General features: G+C 71.5%; 16 protein-coding genes and 1 pseudogene. 4 read left to right on the top strand and 13 right to left on the bottom strand.

Going from position 1 to position 18317, the window contains the following annotated elements:
• The first annotated feature begins 60 nt into the window (after positions 1 to 60).
• Entirely contained in the window at positions 61 to 558 is a 498-nt protein-coding gene (locus tag ACWBNA_RS12260) for a MarR family winged helix-turn-helix transcriptional regulator (RefSeq protein ID WP_217242434.1), read from the top strand.
• On the opposite strand, the gene ACWBNA_RS12265 is transcribed toward ACWBNA_RS12260, so the two are convergent.
• Positions 517 to 1284 carry a LuxR C-terminal-related transcriptional regulator gene (locus ACWBNA_RS12265; protein ID WP_482704321.1) on the bottom strand — a complete coding sequence of 256 codons (768 nt, stop codon included), beginning with the start codon at positions 1282 to 1284 and terminating at the stop codon, positions 517 to 519. The genes ACWBNA_RS12260 and ACWBNA_RS12265 overlap by 42 nt on opposite strands.
• 258 nt (positions 1285 to 1542) lie before the next feature.
• Between ACWBNA_RS12265 and ACWBNA_RS12270 the strand changes: the two genes are divergently transcribed.
• On the top strand, positions 1543 to 1998 hold the full coding sequence (locus ACWBNA_RS12270) for a GNAT family N-acetyltransferase (RefSeq protein ID WP_482704396.1): 456 nt from the start codon (positions 1543 to 1545) through the stop codon (positions 1996 to 1998).
• On the opposite strand, the gene galK is transcribed toward ACWBNA_RS12270, so the two are convergent.
• The 3 genes from galK to galT all read right to left on the bottom strand — a co-directional run bounded on the left by galK (position 1991) and on the right by galT (position 5276).
• The gene (galK, locus tag ACWBNA_RS12275) at positions 1991 to 3154 is read right to left on the bottom strand and encodes a galactokinase (protein WP_482704322.1); all 1164 of its coding nucleotides are present in this window, start codon (positions 3152 to 3154) and stop codon (positions 1991 to 1993) included. The two genes, ACWBNA_RS12270 and galK, sit on opposite strands and share 8 nt — an antisense overlap.
• Before the next feature lie 77 nt (positions 3155 to 3231).
• The gene (galE, locus tag ACWBNA_RS12280; RefSeq protein ID WP_482704323.1) at positions 3232 to 4194 is read right to left on the bottom strand and encodes a UDP-glucose 4-epimerase GalE; all 963 of its coding nucleotides are present in this window, start codon (positions 4192 to 4194) and stop codon (positions 3232 to 3234) included.
• Complete coding sequence (gene galT, locus ACWBNA_RS12285; protein WP_482704324.1) at positions 4191 to 5276, bottom strand: galactose-1-phosphate uridylyltransferase; 1086 nt, start codon at positions 5274 to 5276, stop codon at positions 4191 to 4193. The genes galE and galT overlap by 4 nt, the downstream gene beginning before the upstream one ends.
• A gap of 196 nt (positions 5277 to 5472) precedes the next feature.
• On the opposite strand from galT, the pseudogene ACWBNA_RS12290 reads away from it, so the two are divergent.
• Both ACWBNA_RS12290 and ACWBNA_RS12295 read left to right on the top strand, forming a co-directional pair.
• A pseudogene (locus tag ACWBNA_RS12290) lies at positions 5473 to 5838 on the top strand (sodium:solute symporter family transporter); the annotation flags it as partial.
• A 24-nt stretch (positions 5839 to 5862) separates the two neighbouring features.
• The gene (locus tag ACWBNA_RS12295) at positions 5863 to 6129 is read left to right on the top strand and encodes a hypothetical protein (protein WP_482704397.1); all 267 of its coding nucleotides are present in this window, start codon (positions 5863 to 5865) and stop codon (positions 6127 to 6129) included.
• A gap of 56 nt (positions 6130 to 6185) precedes the next feature.
• On the opposite strand, the gene ACWBNA_RS12300 is transcribed toward ACWBNA_RS12295, so the two are convergent.
• From ACWBNA_RS12300 to ACWBNA_RS12340, 9 genes are all read right to left on the bottom strand, one after another.
• Positions 6186 to 6902, bottom strand: coding sequence for a helix-turn-helix transcriptional regulator (locus tag ACWBNA_RS12300; protein ID WP_482704325.1), 717 nt, complete (start codon positions 6900 to 6902; stop codon positions 6186 to 6188).
• A gap of 285 nt (positions 6903 to 7187) precedes the next feature.
• Entirely contained in the window at positions 7188 to 9101 is a 1914-nt protein-coding gene (locus tag ACWBNA_RS12305) for an outer membrane protein assembly factor BamB family protein (RefSeq protein WP_482704326.1), read from the bottom strand.
• Between the two features lie 67 nt (positions 9102 to 9168).
• Complete coding sequence (locus ACWBNA_RS12310; protein WP_482704327.1) at positions 9169 to 10929, bottom strand: outer membrane protein assembly factor BamB family protein; 1761 nt, start codon at positions 10927 to 10929, stop codon at positions 9169 to 9171.
• A 193-nt stretch (positions 10930 to 11122) separates the two neighbouring features.
• A complete protein-coding gene (locus tag ACWBNA_RS12315; RefSeq protein ID WP_482704328.1) occupies positions 11123 to 12931 on the bottom strand; it encodes an ABC-F family ATP-binding cassette domain-containing protein in 1809 nt (602 codons plus the stop codon).
• A gap of 265 nt (positions 12932 to 13196) precedes the next feature.
• Positions 13197 to 14093, bottom strand: a complete 897-nt coding sequence (locus tag ACWBNA_RS12320; protein WP_482704329.1) for a 4-(cytidine 5'-diphospho)-2-C-methyl-D-erythritol kinase — start codon at positions 14091 to 14093, stop codon at positions 13197 to 13199.
• Positions 14090 to 14998, bottom strand: a complete 909-nt coding sequence (gene rsmA, locus ACWBNA_RS12325; protein WP_482704330.1) for a 16S rRNA (adenine(1518)-N(6)/adenine(1519)-N(6))-dimethyltransferase RsmA — start codon at positions 14996 to 14998, stop codon at positions 14090 to 14092. The genes ACWBNA_RS12320 and rsmA overlap by 4 nt, the downstream gene beginning before the upstream one ends.
• Before the next feature lie 479 nt (positions 14999 to 15477).
• Entirely contained in the window at positions 15478 to 16791 is a 1314-nt protein-coding gene (locus ACWBNA_RS12330; protein WP_482704331.1) for a ubiquitin-like domain-containing protein, read from the bottom strand.
• 140 nt (positions 16792 to 16931) lie between these two features.
• On the bottom strand, positions 16932 to 17813 hold the full coding sequence (locus ACWBNA_RS12335) for a TatD family hydrolase (RefSeq protein WP_482704332.1): 882 nt from the start codon (positions 17811 to 17813) through the stop codon (positions 16932 to 16934).
• Between the two features lie 47 nt (positions 17814 to 17860).
• The gene (locus tag ACWBNA_RS12340) at positions 17861 to 18304 is read right to left on the bottom strand and encodes a hypothetical protein (protein WP_482704333.1); all 444 of its coding nucleotides are present in this window, start codon (positions 18302 to 18304) and stop codon (positions 17861 to 17863) included.
• Positions 18305 to 18317: the final 13 nt, after the last annotated feature.

Consider the following 18317-nt stretch of genomic DNA (forward strand, 5'->3'; position numbering starts at 1 on the left):
GACGTCAAGAATGTCGATGTCAAGAGACTTCACATCGACACAACCACTACACTGATCGTCATGGAGGACGAGGTCGATCGGCTGGTATCAGCATGGCGCCGGGAGCGCCCGGACCTCGACGTGGAACCGCTCGAGGTACTCAGCCGGGTGAGCAGACTGGCCCGGCACCTGGACCGGGCCCGCCGGCTGGCCTTCGCCGAGCACAGCCTGGAGCCGTGGGAGTTCGACGTGCTGACGGCGCTGAGGCGCGCGGGAACGCCGTATCAGCTCTCGCCGGGGCAACTGCTGACCCAGACCCTGGTCACCTCGGGCACGATGACGAACCGCATCGACCGCCTGACCAAGAAGGGTCTGGTCGAGCGGCTGCCCGACCCCAGCGACCGGCGCGGCGTGCTGGTCCGCCTCACGGCCGAAGGCCGCGACCGCGCGGACCAGGCCCTGGCCGGACTGCTGGACCAGGAGCGCGCGATCCTCGCGGAGCTGTCCCGCGCTCAGCGCAGCGAACTGGCCGGACTGCTACGCCAGCTGACCGCCCCGTTCGACAACATCCCCGGCTAGGTCGACGGGACCCACCCCCGCCCGCCGCGCCAGCGCGACGGCGGCCAGGGTGGAGTGCACCCCGAGCTTGCCGAGCACGTTCTGCATGTGCGTGCGGACGGTGTGCGGGGAGAGGAACAGGCGCTCGGCGACGGCCTTGCGGCCCAGCCCCGCGACCATGCAGCGCAGCACTTCGCGCTCCCTCGGTGTGAGGGACTCCACCAGCTGTTCGCTCTCGGTGCGGTGCTTGCGCGCGGCGGTCAGCTCCCGCAGGACGCCGGTGAGCAGCGCGGGCGGCAGGTGCGTCTCCTCGCGCAGGACCCCTCGGATGACCGTCAGCAGCCGGGACAGCGAGCAGTCCTTGGCGACCCACCCGGAGGCACCGGCCTGCAGGGCGAGCGCGGCCCGCCGCGGGTCGTCCTTCTCGGCGAGCACGACGATCCGGACGGCGGGCTGCGACGAACGCACCCCGACGACCAGGGAGATCCCGTCGACGAGGCCGTCCTCGCCCACCTCCTGAACCGGCATCGCGGGCCGGACACCGGGCACGTTGCCGCCCAGGTCGGCGTCGACCAGCAGCACGTCGTAGCGGCGCCCCTCGGCGGCCGCGCGCTCCAGACTGCGCACCGCCGCGGGGCCGCTGCCCGCCGCGGAAACGTCCACGTCGGGCTCGGCCGCCAGCGCCGCGGCGAGTGACTCGGCGAAAATGCGATGGTCGTCGACGACCAGAACTCGGATGCGAACCACGAAACCCCCTTCCCCAAGCTCCTGAAGAGCAGGGGATACCCCAAGGTCCGGAGAACGACGACATATACGCGGATACGACGCCCAGAGGCATCCGTCACCGCACGGCCGCCGCCGTGCAGGACCGCTACCCCACTTCGGGCGTCGTACCCGACTGTCTCGCCCCCTGATCACACCGGCCCCCACCGGTGCTGTTCATCAGGGTACGGGCGGGGGGCAGGAGCGGAAGGCAATTTGCAGAACTGGCTGTCCGACGCGTTTATGGTGAGCCGCATGTTTCGTATGGAGACAGGAGTCGACAGACAACGGCGCGATCTTCTCCGGATCCGGCTGCGGGAGACGAACACGGCGGCCTCCCCCGTCCTGCGCGCCCTGCGCGACACCCCCGGCGAACGCGAATCCCCGCTGCACGTCTGGATCCTGGACGACGCCGACCGCCTGGCCGGCGGCCTCGTCGGTCACACCTGGGCGACCTGGCTCCACGTCACGTACCTGTGGGTCGACGACCGCCACCGCGGCGCGGGCCTGGGCTCCGCGTTGCTGGGGCAGGCCGAGCGGATGGCCCGTCGCGAACGGGGCTGTGCGGCCGTGCGCCTGGAGACCTGGGACTTCCAGGCGCCGCGGTTCTACCAGAAGCAGGGGTACGAGGTGGTGTGCGTGATCCCCGACTATCCGCCGGGGATCACGGAGTACACGCTGACCAAGCGGCTCAGCTGAGCCGGCGCGCCCCCGCCGCCGGGACCGCCTCGAACACCCGCGGGGCGGTGAAGTCCGCCGCGGCGAAGGCCTCCTGGACGGCCTTGGTGATGGTGTCGACGTCGGCGGCCTCCGCGAGGACGATCGCCGAGCCTCCGAAGCCGCCGCCGGTCATGCGCGCGCCCAGCGCGCCCGCGCCCAGCGCCGTGTCCACCACCAGGTCCAGCTCCGGGCAGGAGATGCGGAAGTCGTCCCGGAGCGAGGCGTGGCCCTCGGTCAGCACCGGGCCGATCGCGCGGGTGTCACCCGACTCCAGCAGGGACACCACCCGCTCGACCCGCTGGTCCTCGGTGACGACGTGGCGGACCAGGCGGCGGACCTCCTCCTCGTCGCCGAGGCGGGCAAGGGCCGCGTCGAGTCCGTCGTACGGCACGTCCCTGAGGGCGTTCACGCCCAGCAGGTCGGCGCCCTTCTCGCAGCCGGCGCGGCGCTTGCCGTACTCGCCGTCGCTGTGGGCGTGCTTGACCTGGGTGTCGACGACCAGCAGGCGCATGCCCTCGGCGGCCAGGTCGAAGGGGATCTGCTTCTGGGAGAGGTCGCGGGTGTCGAGGAACAGGGCGTGGCCGGCCTCGCAGCAGGCCGACGCGGTCTGGTCCATGATCCCGGTGGGGGCGCCGACGTAGACGTTCTCGGCGCGCTGGCACAGGCGGGCCAGCTGCCAGCCCTTGAGGCCGAGGTCGTAGAGGTCGTTCAGGGCGAGCGCCACCACGACCTCAAGGGCCGCCGACGAGGACAGGCCCGCGCCGGACGGCACCGTCGACGTCAGGTGGACGTCCGCGCCGGTGATCGCGTGGCCCGCCTCGCGCAGAGCCCAGACCACGCCCGCCGGGTACGCCGTCCAGCCGCGGTCCGACTCCGGGGCCAGGCCGTCCAGGCGCAGCTCGACGACGCCGCCGTCGACGTCCGCCGAGTGCAGGCGCAGGACGCCGTCCTCACGCCGGGACACCGCGGCGACGGTGACGTGCGGCAGGGCGAACGGCATGACGAAACCGTCGTTGTAGTCGGTGTGTTCGCCGATGAGGTTGACCCGGCCCGGCGCCGCCCACACCCCTTCCGGCCCGGTCCCGTACAGCTCCTCGAACCGCTCGGCGACAGCCCCTGCGACAGCCTCGCTCATGCCCTGACCCCTGACCTTTCCGTACGTACTGGTGCAGCTGCCGGTGCAGCTGGTTGCCGCGTTGCCGCGGGTTGCCGCTACTTGGCGCGCCGCTGTGCGAAGTCCCACGCGTCCGCGACGATTCCGGCGAGGTCCGCGCGGGACGGGTTCCAGCCCAGCTTCTCGCGGGCGGTGGCGGCCGACGCCACCAGGGCCGCCGGGTCGCCGCCGCGGCGGGGGGCGACGACCTCGGGGATCGGATGGCCGGTGACCTGCCGGACCGTCTCGACGACCTCGCGGACGGAGAAGCCGTTGCCGTTGCCCAGGTTGCAGATGAGGTGCTCGCCGGGGGTGGCGGCCTTGACCGCGAGCAGGTGGGCCTCGGCCAGGTCCGCCACGTGGATGTAGTCGCGGACGCAGGTGCCGTCGGGCGTCGGGTAGTCGTCGCCGTAGACGGAGATCGCCTCGCGCCTGCCCTGCGCGACCTGGAGGACGAGCGGGATGAGGTGCGATTCGGGGTCGTGGCGCTCGCCGTACTCCCCGTACGCGCCTGCCACGTTGAAGTAGCGCAGCGACACGGCGCCGAGCCCGTGGGCCGCCGCCTCACTCGTGATCATGTGGTCGACGGCGAGCTTCGTGGCGCCGTACGGGTTGGTGGGCAGGGTCGGCGCCGACTCGACGATCGGGACCTCGGCCGGCTCGCCGTAGGTGGCGGCCGTGGAGGAGAACACGAGCTTGCGCACGCCCGCCTCGCGCATGGCGCCGAGCAGGGCCATGCTGCCGCCGACGTTGTTCTCCCAGTACTTCTCGGGCTTCACGACCGACTCGCCGACCTGGGAGGAGGCGGCGAAGTGCAGGACGGCGTCGAAGGAGGAGTCGAGCCACTTGGCGGCGTCACGGATGTCGCCCTCGACAAAGGTGGCCCCGGCCGGGACGCCCTCGCGGAAGCCGGTGGAGAGGTTGTCGAGGACGACGACCTCGTGGCCCGCCTCCAGCAGGTGCTGGGAGACCACGCTGCCGACGTACCCCGCACCGCCCGTGACCAGGTACTTACCGCTCATGAACTCGCTACCTCTCGCAGTCGCTCGGCCGCGGCCTCCGGCCGGATGTCGTTGATGAACACGTTCATGCCGGACTCGGACCCCGCGAGGAACTTCAGCTTGCCGGAAGTGCGGCGGATGGTGAAAAGCTCGAGGTGCAGCGCGAAGTCGTCACGGCTGACTCCCTCGAAGTCCTCCAGCGCGCCGAACGGCGCCTGGTGCCAGGCGGCGATGTAAGGCGTCAACGGCTCGCCCTTGCCTTCCTTCCTTCCACCCGGCCCGTCGAAGATCCGGTCGAAGCGCCTCAAGAGTTCCAGATACACCTGGGGGAACTCTGTGCGCGCGTCCTCGTCGAGGCCGAGCAGGTCCGGCACCCGGCGCTTCGGGTACAGGTGCACCTCGTACGGCCAGTGCGCCGCGTACGGCACGAAGGCGGCCCAGTGCTCACTCTCCAGGACGACCCGCTCGTCGGCGAGTTCGCGCTCCAGGATCGCGTCGAAGAGGTTCTGCCCGCCGGTGGCTTCCTTGTGAGCGGCCACCGAGCGCAGCATCAGCGCCGTGCGCGGCGTGGTGAAGGGGTAGGCGTAGATCTGCCCGTGCGGGTGCCCCAGTGTCACACCGATCTCCGCGCCACGGTTCTCGAAGCAGAAGACTTGCTCGACGGAGGGCAGATGCGACAGCTCCGACGTCCGGTCGGTCCACGCGTCCAGGACCAGGCGTGCCTGCTCCTCGGTGAGGTCGGCGAAGGACGCGTTGTGGTCGGAGGTGAAGCAGACCACCTCGCAACGGCCGGAGTCGCCGGCCAGCGAGGGGAAGCGGTTCTCGAAGACCACCGCGTCGTAGGAGGAGTCCGGGATCTCGCTCAGCCGGTCGCCCTGGGACGGACACAGGGGGCATTCGTCGGCCGGCGGGTGGTAGATGCGGCCCTGGCGGTGTGAGGCGATGGCGACCTCGTCGCCGAGCAGCGCGTCACGGCGGACCTCGGACGTGGTGACGGTCGGATCCAGCGGCCGGCGGTCGACCGCGTCCCGCACGGTGTCGTCGCGCAGGTCGTAGTAGATCAGCTCGCGACCGTCGGCCAGTCGGGTCGAGGTCTTCTTCACGTGCGGACTCCCTATTCGAGCCACTCAATCATCAAACAGAACCAAACACATCGAAACACGAGTCCCCACCAGCGTCAACATCACAATCAAACAAAAAACGTCAACCAGAGTGTTCATTTACTGAACACGGAGGCGCAGGTTCCGCTCCGGGTCAGTTCACGCAACGAAGCGAGTATTTCTACAAAACCCCACATATCTGGCGGCCGAGCTGCCACTCCCCACGAACTGGCTCGACTACACGACCCTCGGCACCTACTTCGCCGTCGCTCTCGGTATCGGCTTCGTCGCCCGCCGATCGGTGAAGACCAGCCTCGACTTCTTCCTCTCCGGACGCTCACTGCCCGCCTGGATCACCGGTCTGGCGTTCATCTCGGCCAACCTGGCCGCCACCGAGATCCTCGGCATGGCCGCCAACAGCGCCCAGTACGGCGTCCACACCGTGCACTGGTACTGGATCGGCGCCATCCCGGCCATGGTCTTCCTGGGCCTGGTGATGATGGCCTTCCACTACGGTTCCAAGGTGCGCTCGGTCCCCTGGTTCCTGCTCCTGCGCTTCGACAAGGACGTCCAGCACGAGGTCTCCGAACTGCAGACCAAGTCCGCGACCGCGGCACGCCTGTTCGACATCCGCCGCATCATCGGCGGCCTGTTCGTCCTCTACGGCGTCATCGTCACGATCGCCGGCTTGACGGCGTCCGACGCCGACATCGACAAGGCCACGGGCGTCAACATCAACCTGTGGACCGGGTTGGGGATGCTGACCCTGGGCCTGTTCTTCCTGGCCTGGCTGAAGCTGCGGCCGGTGGCTCCGCCGCCGGTCGACGTGGAGACGCGGGAAGAGACCGTGGAGTGAGCCAGGGGCGGGACGGAGGCTCTCCGTCCCGCCCCGCACCCCCCGGAAGTCGCCCGCTAAGCGCCCGGCGTCTGGAACTCGTCCCCCGCCTCCGGCGACGAGTGGGACACCGGTCCCGCCCGGTCCAGCAGCCCCGTCCGCGCCGCCAGCGCCGCCGCCTCCAGCCTCGAACCCACGCCCAGCTTCATCAGGACCCGCTGGACGTGGGTGCGGGCCGTGGACGGGGCGATGCCCATGCCGGCCGCGATCAGGCGGGTGTCCTCGCCGTCGGCGACCCGGACCAGGACCTCGACCTCCCGCGGGGTCAGCATCTGCAGCAGGCGCTGTCCCTCGTCGTCCGGCTGTGCCACCGGGTTGAGCAGTTCACTGAACGCCCCCTGGAGCAGCTGCGGCGCCACCGCCGCCTCCCCCGCCCGGGCCTTCATGATCGCGCGCTCGACCCCCTCGATCCGCTCGTCGTGCCGCACGTACCCGGAGGCCCCCGCGGCGAACGCCGCCGCGATCCCGCGCGGGTTGGGCACCGGGCCCAGCACCAGCACCGCCACCTGCGGACGCTCCCGCTTGATGCGGACCACCGGGTCGAACATCCCCGGCTCCGCCGGTGTCGCCGTGCCGAGCAGGCACACCTCCGGCGCCCGGCTGATCACCAGTTCCGCCGCGCCCGCGGCGGGCGCCGCCGCGGCCAGCACCCGGTGCCCCCGCAGTTTCAGCGCCGAGGCCAGCGCCTCGGCGAGCAAACGGTGGTCGTCGACCACCATGAGCCGCACTCCCATCGAGCCCAACCCCCCAGTCCCCCCAATGGATCCCCATGCATCACTGTGGATGCCCCACTATGGATGCCCACTGGTCCGCACGGTCAGAAGCCCCCTCCCGGCTCCCCCGCCTTCATGCCCCCGGAAGCTACACGCTTGTTCGACGTTGCGCTTCCCCTACCGGGAGAGAAGTGCCCCGGATCGACGGAAATTCTGGTTTTCCTCGCATTCGAGGGTGATGAGCGGTACGCGCACGGCCCCACCCCTGAGCAGGGGCGGGGCCGTGCGCGAGGCCGGTCGGACGGGTCAGCTCGCGCCGAACGCGATCACCAGATACTCCTTGTCCGATCCCGACAGATCACTGGCGAAGATCGAGGACATGAACAGGTGGCCCTGCGAGTACAGGAACTCCGCGTAGTCCGGCAGCATGCTGCTCTCCACGTCCCGCACCGACTCCGTGCCCGGGTTCTCCAGCAGCTTGGTCTCCTTGAAGGAGCCGCCGTCGATGCTGACGATCTGACCACCCTTGTCGTACGGCGGCCGCTTGTACGCGATCAGGTTGGTGCCATCCATGCGCAGCGGGGAGATCGTGTAGTCGTCGCCCGAGTCGGCGCGCTGGCCGGTCTGCTTGCCGGTGGCGAGGTCGATCGCGACGATCGCGTTGGCCCGCGAATACTTCTCGGCGCCCTCGTCCTCCTCGGTCGGCAGGTAGAGACGGTCGTTGCCGACCGCGATCTGGTGGCACTCCTCGATCTTGGTGATGCCGTCGCAGCTGGCCGCGTACTGGTCGCTGGGCGCCGAGATGCGGGTGCGCAGCTTGCCGGTCTTGTTGTCGATGGAGAAGAAGTCCGAGATGCCGCTGCCGTCCTTCGCGGCCTCGCCGATGTCGGCGGCCACCACCAGCGGGTCGGTCGACACGACGCTGGCGTAGGAGATGCCCTGCGCCATCTTGTAGTCGGAGATCACCTTCCCGCCCGTCGGGTCGATGGTCTGGATGTGCAGCTCGGGGGCGTCGTACGAACCGCACCGGCGCACCGCGACCAGCTTCGCGCCGCCGCCGTACCCGGCGTCGTAGCAGGTGTCGGTCGGCTTCGGGGCCCACAGCTGCTTGCCGGAGCCGAGGTCGAAGGCGGCGCCGCCACTGGAGCTGCCCACGGCGACGGTGTTCGCGCTGACGGTGACGTTGTTGAAGCTGATCGCCTCGTCACCGGAGTTGGCGGTCTTCGTCCACAGCTTCTTGCCGGCGGCGAGGTCGATCCCCGCGACCTGGCTGCAGCCGTGCGAGGGCTCGGCCTTGGTCGGCATCTGAGGCTGGTAGATGATCGCCGTCCGGCCGTCGGTGGTGACGTGGTTGCTGCCCTGGCACACCGGGCCGGGGAGCTTGATCGTCCACAGCTTGGTGCCCTTGTCGGGGTCGTAGCCGACGACCTCGGCGACGCCGCTCTTGGCGTACACCGTGTCGGTGAGCCAGGAACCGGCCGTGGAGATCGTGCTGTCCTCCTTGACCTCGGGCGCCGGGACCTGGAAGAGGACCTTGGAGGCGGTGTTGCCGGGCACCTTCTCCACCGGGGTGGTGGGGGTGCCGGTGGTGCCGCCGGAGCCGTCCGTGTCGCCGCCGCCGGTGCCGCCGCCGTCCTTGTCGTCGGTGTCGCCCGCGCCGCCGCCGGAGCTCGCGGTGTCGTTCTTCTTGCCGCCCTCGTCACCGGAGGTCGACGCGTACCAGACACCGCCGCCGACGATCAGCGCGATCGCCACGACGGCCGAGACGATGATGGCCAGCTGCGCGTTGAACTTCTTGCCGCCGCCCGGCTGACCCGGCTGACCCGGCTGCGGATGCAGCGGCATGGTCCCCTGCGGGTAGCCGTAACCGGGCTGCTGGCCGTACGGGTTGGGCTGCTGCCCGTACGGGTTGGGCTGCTGGCCGTACGGGTTGGGCTGCTGACCGGGGTAGCCGTAGCCGGGAGGTGGCGGCGGGGTCTGCGGGGTTTGCGGGGCCTGGGGCGGCGGCGCCTGCGGATAGCCGTAACCCGCAGGGGTCTGCGGAGGCTGGGGCGGCTGCGGGTAGCCGTAACCCGGCTGCGGCTGGCCCGGCGGTGGCGGAGGTTGCACCGGCTGGGCGGGCTGCGCCGGTGGCGGCGACTGCGGCGGCTGGTCCTGCGGCGGGCCGAAACCACCCTGCTGCGGGGGCTGGTTGGGCGGCGGCGGAGGCGGCTGGGTCATGGCGTGGGTACCTCGGGAGCGGAGTCGGCGGAGACGGCGGGAAGGGCGGGGAACCGAGGGGGAGGAGTCACTTGCCGTAGGCGAGCATCAACTTCTCCTTCGCGTCGGTGTCGCCGGCCAGCCGTGTGGTCGAGATGTAGAAGCGTCCGTCGACCCAGTCGATGGCCTTCGAGTAGAAGCTGTTCTCGATGTCCGCGGTGCCCGTCGGCAGCTGCAGCAGCGTCGACGGCGTGTGCTTGGCGCCGGTCGTCGGGATCGACACGATCCGGCCGCCCGCGTCGTACGACGGCTGCACATAGGCGACCAGCTTGCCGCCCTCGACCTTCAGCGGCAGCATCGACTCGTCCGTCGGGGACTTCACGCGCCACTTCTCCTTGCCGTCGGCGAGGTTGATCGCGACGATCTCGTTCGCCCCGGTGGTCGCCTCGGTGGGCAGGTAGAGCGTGTTGGCGTCGGCGGCCACGCCCTCGCAGGCCTGGAGGTCACCGCCGAGGAATCCCCAGCCGCACTCGGGAGCGAAGTCCTCGTCGAAGGCGACCTGCGAGCGGAACTTGCCGGCGGCGGTGACCGCGGAGATGTTCCACGCGTCCTTGTCGTCGTTGGTGCTGTAGATGACCAGCGGGTCGACGGAGTACGTGTGCTCGACGGACCAGCCCTTGTCGAACTTCTGGGTCCACTTGACCTTGCCGGTCCGGGGGTCCAGCTCCTGCACCTCGTCGTGCGCGGTCGCCTGGCCGGCGTCGCAGGACGCGGCGACGACCAGCCGGGCGCCGCCCGCGAACGCCTTCGGGAAACAGGCGTCGCCGTACCGCTTCTTGTCGAAGAGCTTCTTGCCCGTCGTCACGTCGTACGCGGTGCCGGACTGCGAGCGGCCCACCATCAGGGTCTTGCCGGTGACGGAGAGCTCGATCGAGGCGGTGCTGTCGAACAGCGCGCCGTCCGCGACCTCGCCGGACCAGCCCTTGGCACCGGTGTTGAGGTCGATCTCCTGGAGCTGGTTGCACTCGGCGCGGTCGCTGACACCGTCCATGTACGCGACGACGATCTTGTCGTCGGACGTCTGCTGCGGGGTGACCGCGCAGATCTTCTGCGGGAACGTCACCGTGTCCCAAGTCGGGGCACCGTCACCGACGTTGTAGGCGACGAGCTGCTTGTACGCCGCCTTCACCGCGGTCTTGCCGGTGATCCACATACCGGGGGCGTCGGCTCCGTCACCGGGGGCGTCGGGCGCCTCCTTGTACCAGAGCACCTTGGCCTCGCCGGCCTGCCGGCCCTCGTTGAGGTTCTCCGGGTCCGCGCCGCCGGCACCGCTGCCGTCACCGGGGTTGACCGGGGAGTCGGACGCGGTGGGCTTGGGGTCGTCGCTCTTCTGGGCGATCGGCTCCTTGCCGTCGTCACCGCCGCTGGTGACCGCGAACACGGTCCCGCCGATGACGAGCAGCACCGCCACGGCGGCACCGATGATGACGGCCGGCTTGCCCTTGAAACGGTTGCCGGAACCGGGCGGCGGGGTGCCGGGCGCACCCGGGAACTGGGGCTGCGGCGGATAGCCGTACCCCTGCGGCTGTGCGTACGGCCCCGGCTGCTGCGGCTGGCCGTACGGCCCCGGTTGGCCGTAGGGTCCGGGCTGCGGCTGGCCGTACGGACCTGACTGGTCGTACGGGCCGGCCGGTTGCGCGGGCTGCTGCGGATAGCCGTAACCGGGCTGCGGTGGAGCCTGCGGCGGCGGTGGTGGCGGGGCTCCGAAGCCGCCGCCCTGCTGTTGTGGTGGTTGGTCCTGCGGCGCTCCGAAGCCACCCTGCGGCGGCTGGTTGGGCGGCTGAGTCATCAGCGCGTCCCCCCGTTCAGTCACTGATTTTTAGCCACGCCCTGAGGTTCGTGATGGACCCAGAGTCGTACTCAGAAAGTTCTCAGACGGCTCTTTCTATCACTCGGGACCGACAACGCTCGGGCCGGTTCTGCCCCTGTTCCCAAGGGAGGACCGGCCCGTGACGCCCTCGTTATGCGCCTTCACGCGCCCTTCACGCGTCCTCGGCGAGTTCCAGCCACCGCAGTTCCAGGTCGTCCCGCTCGGCGGCCAAGTCCCTCAGTTCGGCGTCGAGTTTGGCCACCTTCTCGAAGTCCGTGGCGTTCTCCGCGATCTGCGCGTGCAGCCTGGTCTCCTTCTGCGAGACCTTGTCCAACTGCCGCTCGATCTTCTGGAGTTCCTTCTTCGCGACGCGCTGGTCGGCGGCGCTCTTCTCCGGTACGGCCCTGGTGGCGGCCGGCACGGGGACCGCGGCGGCGGCCACCTCCTCCATGCGCCGGCGGCGCTCCAGGTACTCGTCGATGCCGCGCGGCAGCATCCGCAGGGTGGAGTCGCCGAGGAGGGCGAAGACGCGGTCGGTGGTGCGCTCGACGAAGAACCGGTCGTGGGAGATGACGACCATCGAGCCGGGCCAGCCGTCGAGTACGTCCTCCAGCTGGGTCAGCGTCTCGATGTCGAGGTCGTTGGTGGGCTCGTCGAGGAAGAGGACGTTGGGCTCGTCCATGAGGAGACGCAGCAGCTGGAGCCTGCGCCGCTCACCGCCGGACAGGTCACCGACGGGCGTCCACTGCTTCTCCTTGTTGAAGCCGAACGTCTCGCACAGCTGCCCGGCGGTCATCTCGCGCCCCTTGCCGAGGTCGACGCGCTCGCGCACCTGCTGCACGGCCTGCAACACCCGCCAGGTCGGGTCGAGTTCGGCGACCTCCTGGGAGAGGTAGGCGAGCTTGACGGTCCGTCCCACGGCGATCCGCCCGCCGACCGGCTGGGTCTCGCCCTGCGTCAGGGCGGCCTCGGCCATGGCCCGGAGCAGGGAGGTCTTCCCGGCGCCGTTCACCCCGACCAGACCGATCCGGTCGCCCGGGCCGAGCTGCCAGGTCACGTGCTTGAGCAGCACCTTGGGACCGGCCTGGACGGTCACGTCCTCCAGGTCGAAGACGGTCTTGCCGAGCCGCGTCGAGGCGAACTTCATCAGCTCGCTGCTGTCGCGGGGCGGCGGCACGTCCGCGATGAGCTCGTTGGCCGCCTCCACGCGGAAGCGCGGCTTGGACGTACGGGCCGGGGCACCGCGCCGCAGCCACGCCAGCTCCTTGCGGACCAGGTTCTGCCGCTTGGTCTCCTCCGTGGCGGCGATGCGTTCACGCTCCGCGCGCGCGAAGACGTAGTCGGAGTAGCCGCCCTCGTACTCGTAGACGTCGCCCTTCTGCACGTCCCACATCCGGGTGCAGACCTGGTCCAGGAACCACCGGTCGTGGGTCACGCAGACGAGCGCGGAGCGGCGCTCGCGCAGGTGCCGGGCGAGCCAGGCGATGCCCTCCACGTCGAGGTGGTTGGTGGGCTCGTCCAGGACGATCAGGTCCTGGTCCTCGATGAGCAGCTTGGCGAGCGCGATGCGGCGCCGCTCACCGCCGGAGAGCGGGGCGATGACGGTGTCGAGTCCTTGCGGGAACCCCGGCATGTCGAGCCCGCCGAACAGCCCGGTGAGGACGTCCCTGATCTTCGCGTTCCCGGCCCACTCGTGGTCGGCCATGTCCCGGATGACCTCGTGGCGGACGGTGGCCGCCGGGTCGAGGGAGTCGTGCTGGGTCAGCACCCCGGTCCGCAGTCCGCCCGAGTGCGTGACCCGCCCGGTGTCGGCGTCCTCCAGCTTGGCGAGCATCCGGATCAGCGTCGTCTTGCCGTCGCCGTTGCGCCCGACCACCCCGATGCGGTCGCCCTCGGAGACGCCGAGCGAGACGCCGTCCAGCAGGGCACGGGTGCCGTACACCTTGGTGACGTTCTCGACATTGACCAGATTGACGGCCATTACTCTCCTGACAAGGGGGACGATCGACCTTCCAGAGTAGTCGGCGGGGCGGATGGTCATTCCCGGGCCGGGGTTCTCGCCCCCGCCGCCCCTTCCCGTCCCGTCTCCAGGGGGCTCCGCCCCCTCGCCCTCCCCCGGCCTTCGCCCACCACCCGACTCGGTCGGTTGCAAGGGTCACCTCTCGACCCACCGAGTCGGGTGGTGCGCGGGCACAGCTCCGAGGGCTGGGGGCGGAGCCCCCAGGAACGCGCACCCCCACCGGGGATCAGCGCCTGATCGTCGCCCCCGGCGTCGGCCCCGACGCCGTACGCACCGTCCTGCACGTGCCTGACGTGCGCAGGGCCTCCGCCACCTTCGTCGCCGACTCGGCGTCCCGGGCGAGGAACGCCGTGGTCGGCCCCGAGCCCGAGACGAGGGCGGCGAGGGCGCCGGCGGCCCGCCCGGCCGCGAGGGTCTCGGCGAGTTCCGGGAAGAGGGAGAGGGCGGCGGGCTGGAGGTCGTTGGAGACGGCGGCGGCGAGCGCGTCGGGGTCGCCCTTGGCGAGGGCGTCGAGCAAGGGCTGGAAGGCGACCGGCTCGGGGACGTCGAGCCCCTGCGTCAGCCGGTCGAACTCGCGGAAGACGGCCGGCGTGGACAGCCCGCGCTCCGCCATCGCGAACACCCAGTGGAAGGTCCCGCCCACCTCCAGGACCCGGAGTTTCTCTCCGCGCCCGGTGCCCAGCGCCGCACCGCCGACCAGGCTGAACGGCACGTCGCTCCCCAACTCGGCGCAGATGTCCAGGAGTTCCGCGCGGGAGGCGTTCGTGCCCCACAACGCGTCGCACGCGACGAGGGCCCCCGCGCCGTCCGCGCTGCCGCCCGCCATGCCCCCCGCCACCGGGATGTCCTTGGCGATGTGGATGTGCACGTCCGCCGTACGGCCGTACCGCACGGCCAGCGCCTCGGCCGCGCGCGCCACCAGGTTGGTACGGTCCAGGGGCACCTGACCCGCGTCCGGCCCCGCGCAGGTCACGCGCAGTTCGTCGGCCGGGGTCACCGTCACCTCGTCGTAGAGGCCGACCGCGAGGAAGACGTTGGCCAGGTCGTGGAAGCCGTCGGGACGGGCGGCGCCGACCGCGAGCTGGACGTTGACCTTGGCGGGGACACGCACGGTGACGCTCACTGCTCGGCCTGCTCCTGGTTGTCGGCGTCAGCCTTGTTGCCGGCATCCGTCTTGTTCTCCGCGATCCGCGCGAACTCCTCCACCGTCAGGGCCTCCCCGCGTGCCTGCGGCGAGACGCCGGCGGCGACCAGGGCGGCCTCGGCGGCGGCGGCGGACCCCGCCCAGCCGGCGAGCGCGGCCCGCAGGGTCTTCCGCCGCTGCGCGAACGCGGCGTCGACGACGGCGAAGACCTCGTGCCGGGAGGCGGTGGTCTTCAGCGGCTCGGCCCGCCGCACCAGCGAGACCAGCCCGCTGTCGACGTTCGGGGCGGGCCAGAACACCTTGCGGCCGATCGAGCCGGCCCGCTTGACCTCGGCGTACCAGTTGGCCTTGACCGAGGGGACGCCGTACACCCGCGAGCCGGGCGGGGCGGCGAGCCGGTCGGCGACCTCCGCCTGCACCATGACGAGGGTGCGCTCGATGCTCGGGAAGGTGTCGAGCATGTGCAGCAGCACCGGCACGGCCACGTTGTACGGCAGGTTCGCGACCAGCGCGGTCGGGGCGGGACCCGGCAGCTCCCGCACCTGCATCGCGTCGGAGTGCACCAGCGCGAACCGGTCGGCCCGGTCCGGCATCCGCGCCGCGACCGTCGCGGGCAGCGCGCTGGCGAGCACGTCGTCGATCTCGACGGCGACGACCCGGTCGGCGGCCTCCAGCAGTGCGAGCGTGAGCGAGCCGAGCCCGGGTCCCACCTCGACCACCGTGTCGTCGGGGCGGACCTCGGCGGTGCGGACGATACGGCGGACCGTGTTCGCGTCGATCACGAAGTTCTGACCGCGCTGCTTGGTGGGACGCACACCGAGCGCTGCCGCGAGTTCACGGACGTCGGCGGGCCCCAGGAGGGCGTCGGAGGCGGGGCTGTTCACGGGACAAGGGTACGGGCGGACCCGGCCGCGGGCGTACGGCCCCAGCCGCGGGCGACGACCCCGACTGCGGGCAGTCGTGCCGCCGGGGCGGCACCCCGCACCACCGAGCCGCGGGCCGTCATGCCGCCGGGGCGGCACCCCGCACGACCGAGCTGCGGGCAGTCGTGCCGCTGGGGCGGCACGGGTGGGCGCAGCGGCACCCCGCACGACCCAGCCGCGGGCCGTCATGCCGCCGGGGCGGCACCCCGCACGACCGAGCTGCGGGCAGTCGTGCCGCTGGGGCGGCACGGGTGGGCGCAGCGGCACCCCGCACGACCCAGCCGCGGGCCGTCATGCCGCCGGGGCGGCACCCCACACGACCGAGCTGCGGGCAGTCGTGCCGCTGGGGCGGCACGGGTGGGCGCAGCGGCACCCCGCACCGCCGGGCCGCTGACCCACCCTGGCCCAGCCCCGACGCCGAGCGACCGCACGCCCGACGCTCACCCGTGCAACCGGGTCCCGCAGTGCGGCCAAGGGCTCGCCCCCCGCCGCATGTACAGCTTCTTCGCCCGGAAGGTCTGTTCCGCCGCTGTGGCGTCCTGCGGGCGGCCCGTGCCGCCGAGGCTCTGCCAGGTCCGGGTGTCGAACTGGTACAGCCCGCCGTACGTCCCCGAAGGATCGACCGCGTCCGGCCGCCCCCCGGACTCGCAGGCCGCAAGGCCCTGCCAGTCCAGGTCGTCGGCGCCCCGCACGGACGTCGGCAACGGCATCGTGCCCACCCTGACCACCTGCGCACGCGGCCGGCGCACCACCTCGGTCCTGGTCCGTCGCGGCTTCTGCCGGACCCCGTTGACGGTCCGCACGGAGTACGTGATCCGCCGCAGCCCCGGCTGCCCGGCCCGTTCGACCACCTCGGTGCCCCGGAACAGGGAGGGGTCCTCGGTCCGCTCCACCTCGAAGGGGATCGCCTCGCCGCGGACCTCCTTGACGCCGGTGATCCGCAGCACGGTGACCGTCTGCCCGTCGCGCGGGAAGCTGTCCGGCGCGACGGACGTGGTGTCCTGCCCGCGCAGGGTGATCCCGGCCTGCTCGACGGCCTCTCGGACGGTCGCCGCGTTGGTGCGGATCGTGCGGGCCCGCCCGTCCGCCATGACCGTCACGGCTCGTTCGGTACGCACGTCGACCGCGAGCCCCTCGCGCCCGATGGGCCGGGAGCGCGAGACGGACAGGTAGGCGCCCTGCGCACGCACCCCCAACTGCTGCAGCGCCCCTTCCACCGTGCGCGCCGTGGTCCACACCTCGTGCCGGTGTCCGTCGAGCGTGAGCCGTACGGGACGGCCGTAGCGCACCGCGACCTCGTCGCCGCTGGCGAGTTCCTCGCCGGGGGCGGGCGCGACCACGTCGTGCGCGCCGACCTGAACGCCCTCCTCGGCGAGCAGTTCGGAGACGTCGTCCGCGAAGGTGTGCAGGGTGCGCGGCCTGCCGTCGACGCTGAGCTCGATCGCCTTGTCCTCGGAGACGAAGGCGGTGGTGCCGCCCGCCAGGAACGCCACGACCAGCGCCTGGGGCAGCAGCCGGCGCAGGGTGCCGTCCGAGCGCTCCGCGTACCGGGCGCTGCGCCGCCGCGCGGCCCGCCCGTTCCCGTCGCCGCGCACCGCGGGCGCGGGTGGCGCCTCGTGGGCGGGCGTGTAGGTGTCGTCGCAGGGCGGCGGCGCCACGTACGCGCCGTAGGCCAGCGTCTGGGCGCTGTGCACGTCGGTGTACGGCTCGCTCGGGCCGTACGTCTCGTACGTCTGGTGCTGCGAGTTGCTCACGCCGACACGCTCCAGGGGCCGGAGGGGTCCAGAGGGGTCCGGATCGGGCCCCCAGAACCTAGCGGAGCGTTCGTCACTCTCCAAAGCGACGCGGCTACCCACAGTCGCGTTCGAGCGAGTGGGTAACGGATCGGTCGCGGTCAGTAGCCGAACGCGCGTGCCGTGTTGGTGGCGAGTGCCGACGCCAGGGCGTCCTCGTCGACGCCGCGCACGGCGGCCATCGCGCGCACCGTGACCGGAATGAGATACGGGGCGTTGGGCCGTCCGCGGTACGGCACCGGGGTGAGGAACGGCGCGTCGGTCTCCACCAGGAGCAGTTCCGCCGGTGCGGTGGCCACGGCGTCCCGCAGGTTCTGCGCGTTCTTGAAGGTGACGTTGCCGGCGAAGGACATGAAGTATCCGGCGCCGGCGCAGATCTCCGCCATCTCGGCGTCGCCGGAGTAGCAGTGGAAGACGGTGCGCTCGGGGGCGCCTTCCTCCTTCAGCACGCGCAGGACGTCGGCGTGGGCGTCGCGGTCGTGGATGACCAGGGCCTTGCCGTGCCGCTTGGCGATCTCGATGTGGGCGCGGAAGGACTTCTCCTGCGCCTCCTTGCCCTCGGGGCCGGTGCGGAAGTAGTCGAGGCCCGTCTCGCCGACGCCCTTGACCTGGGGCAGCCCGGCCAGCCGGTCGATCTCGGCGAGCGCCTCGTCGAGGCCCGCGTCGCCGCCGGGGGTGCGCGCGCCCTGCCGGGACCAGCCGTCGGGGTCGCCGTGGACGATCCGCGGGGCCTCGTTGGGGTGCAGGGCGACGGTCGCGTGGACGGCGTCGTACCGTTCGGCCGTCTCGGCGGCCCACCGCGAGCCGGCCACGTCGCAGCCGACCTGCACGACCGTGGTCACGCCCACCTCCGCGGCTTTGGCGAGCGCCTCCTCCACGGTCCCCGACTGCATGTCGAGGTGGGTGTGGGAGTCGGCGACCGGTACGCGCAGGGGTTCCGGGAGCGGCGGGGCGGCGTTCTTGTCGGCGGCGTTCGAAGGCATGCCCCGATCCTACGAAAGGGGCATGCCGTCGCCGGTGCCGGTGTGGATCAGCTCGCCTTGCGCTGGAACGGGTGCAGGAGATCGGCCAGGTGCCAGTGGTGGTGCTCCCCGGGCTCTCCGTTGTCCCGGGTCTCCCCGTTCTCCGTCCGCCGGCCCTCGGCGTCGGCCGGCGGTGCCTCCACCGGACCGGCGGGCGGCGTGCGGTGCTGCCGGTGCGCCGCGTCACGGGCCGACGCGACCCGGCCCGGCCGCATGATCCGGACGACGTGGTTGTCGCAGTTGGTGCACGTGGGCCGCGAGAGCGGGGAGGGCACGACCTGGCCGTTCACCACGTAGAGCACGAACTCGTGGTCGTCGGCGTCCACGTGGTGCTCTATCTCGTACGACTGCTCCCACCCGTGCCCGCAGCGCATGCAGGCGAAGGAATACGACTCGTGGACGACTGCCGTGGCACCGGCGCGGAGTCCGGTCTGCCCTGCGATCTCACTCATGCCAGCTCCTGTT

This window comes from Streptomyces sp. Q2, from assembly GCF_056820935.1.

Excerpts from the sequence above, each read along its gene's own strand:
- ACWBNA_RS12335 (WP_482704332.1), bottom strand. The coding sequence starts at position 17,813 with ATGCCTTCGAACGCCGCCGACAAGAACGCCGCCCCGCCGCTCCCGGAA.
- ACWBNA_RS12340 (WP_482704333.1), bottom strand. The coding sequence starts at position 18,304 with ATGAGTGAGATCGCAGGGCAGACCGGACTCCGCGCCGGTGCCACGGCA.
- ACWBNA_RS12270 (WP_482704396.1), top strand. The coding sequence starts at position 1,543 with ATGGTGAGCCGCATGTTTCGTATGGAGACAGGAGTCGACAGACAACGG.
- ACWBNA_RS12300 (WP_482704325.1), bottom strand. The coding sequence starts at position 6,902 with ATGGGAGTGCGGCTCATGGTGGTCGACGACCACCGTTTGCTCGCCGAG.
- ACWBNA_RS12310 (WP_482704327.1), bottom strand. The coding sequence starts at position 10,929 with ATGACTCAGCCGCCCAACCAGCCGCCGCAGGGTGGCTTCGGAGCGCCG.
- galK (WP_482704322.1), bottom strand. The coding sequence starts at position 3,154 with ATGAGCGAGGCTGTCGCAGGGGCTGTCGCCGAGCGGTTCGAGGAGCTG.
- ACWBNA_RS12260 (WP_217242434.1), top strand. The coding sequence starts at position 61 with ATGGAGGACGAGGTCGATCGGCTGGTATCAGCATGGCGCCGGGAGCGC.
- ACWBNA_RS12305 (WP_482704326.1), bottom strand. The coding sequence starts at position 9,101 with ATGACCCAGCCGCCTCCGCCGCCGCCCAACCAGCCCCCGCAGCAGGGT.
- ACWBNA_RS12315 (WP_482704328.1), bottom strand. The coding sequence starts at position 12,931 with ATGGCCGTCAATCTGGTCAATGTCGAGAACGTCACCAAGGTGTACGGC.
- galE (WP_482704323.1), bottom strand. The coding sequence starts at position 4,194 with ATGAGCGGTAAGTACCTGGTCACGGGCGGTGCGGGGTACGTCGGCAGC.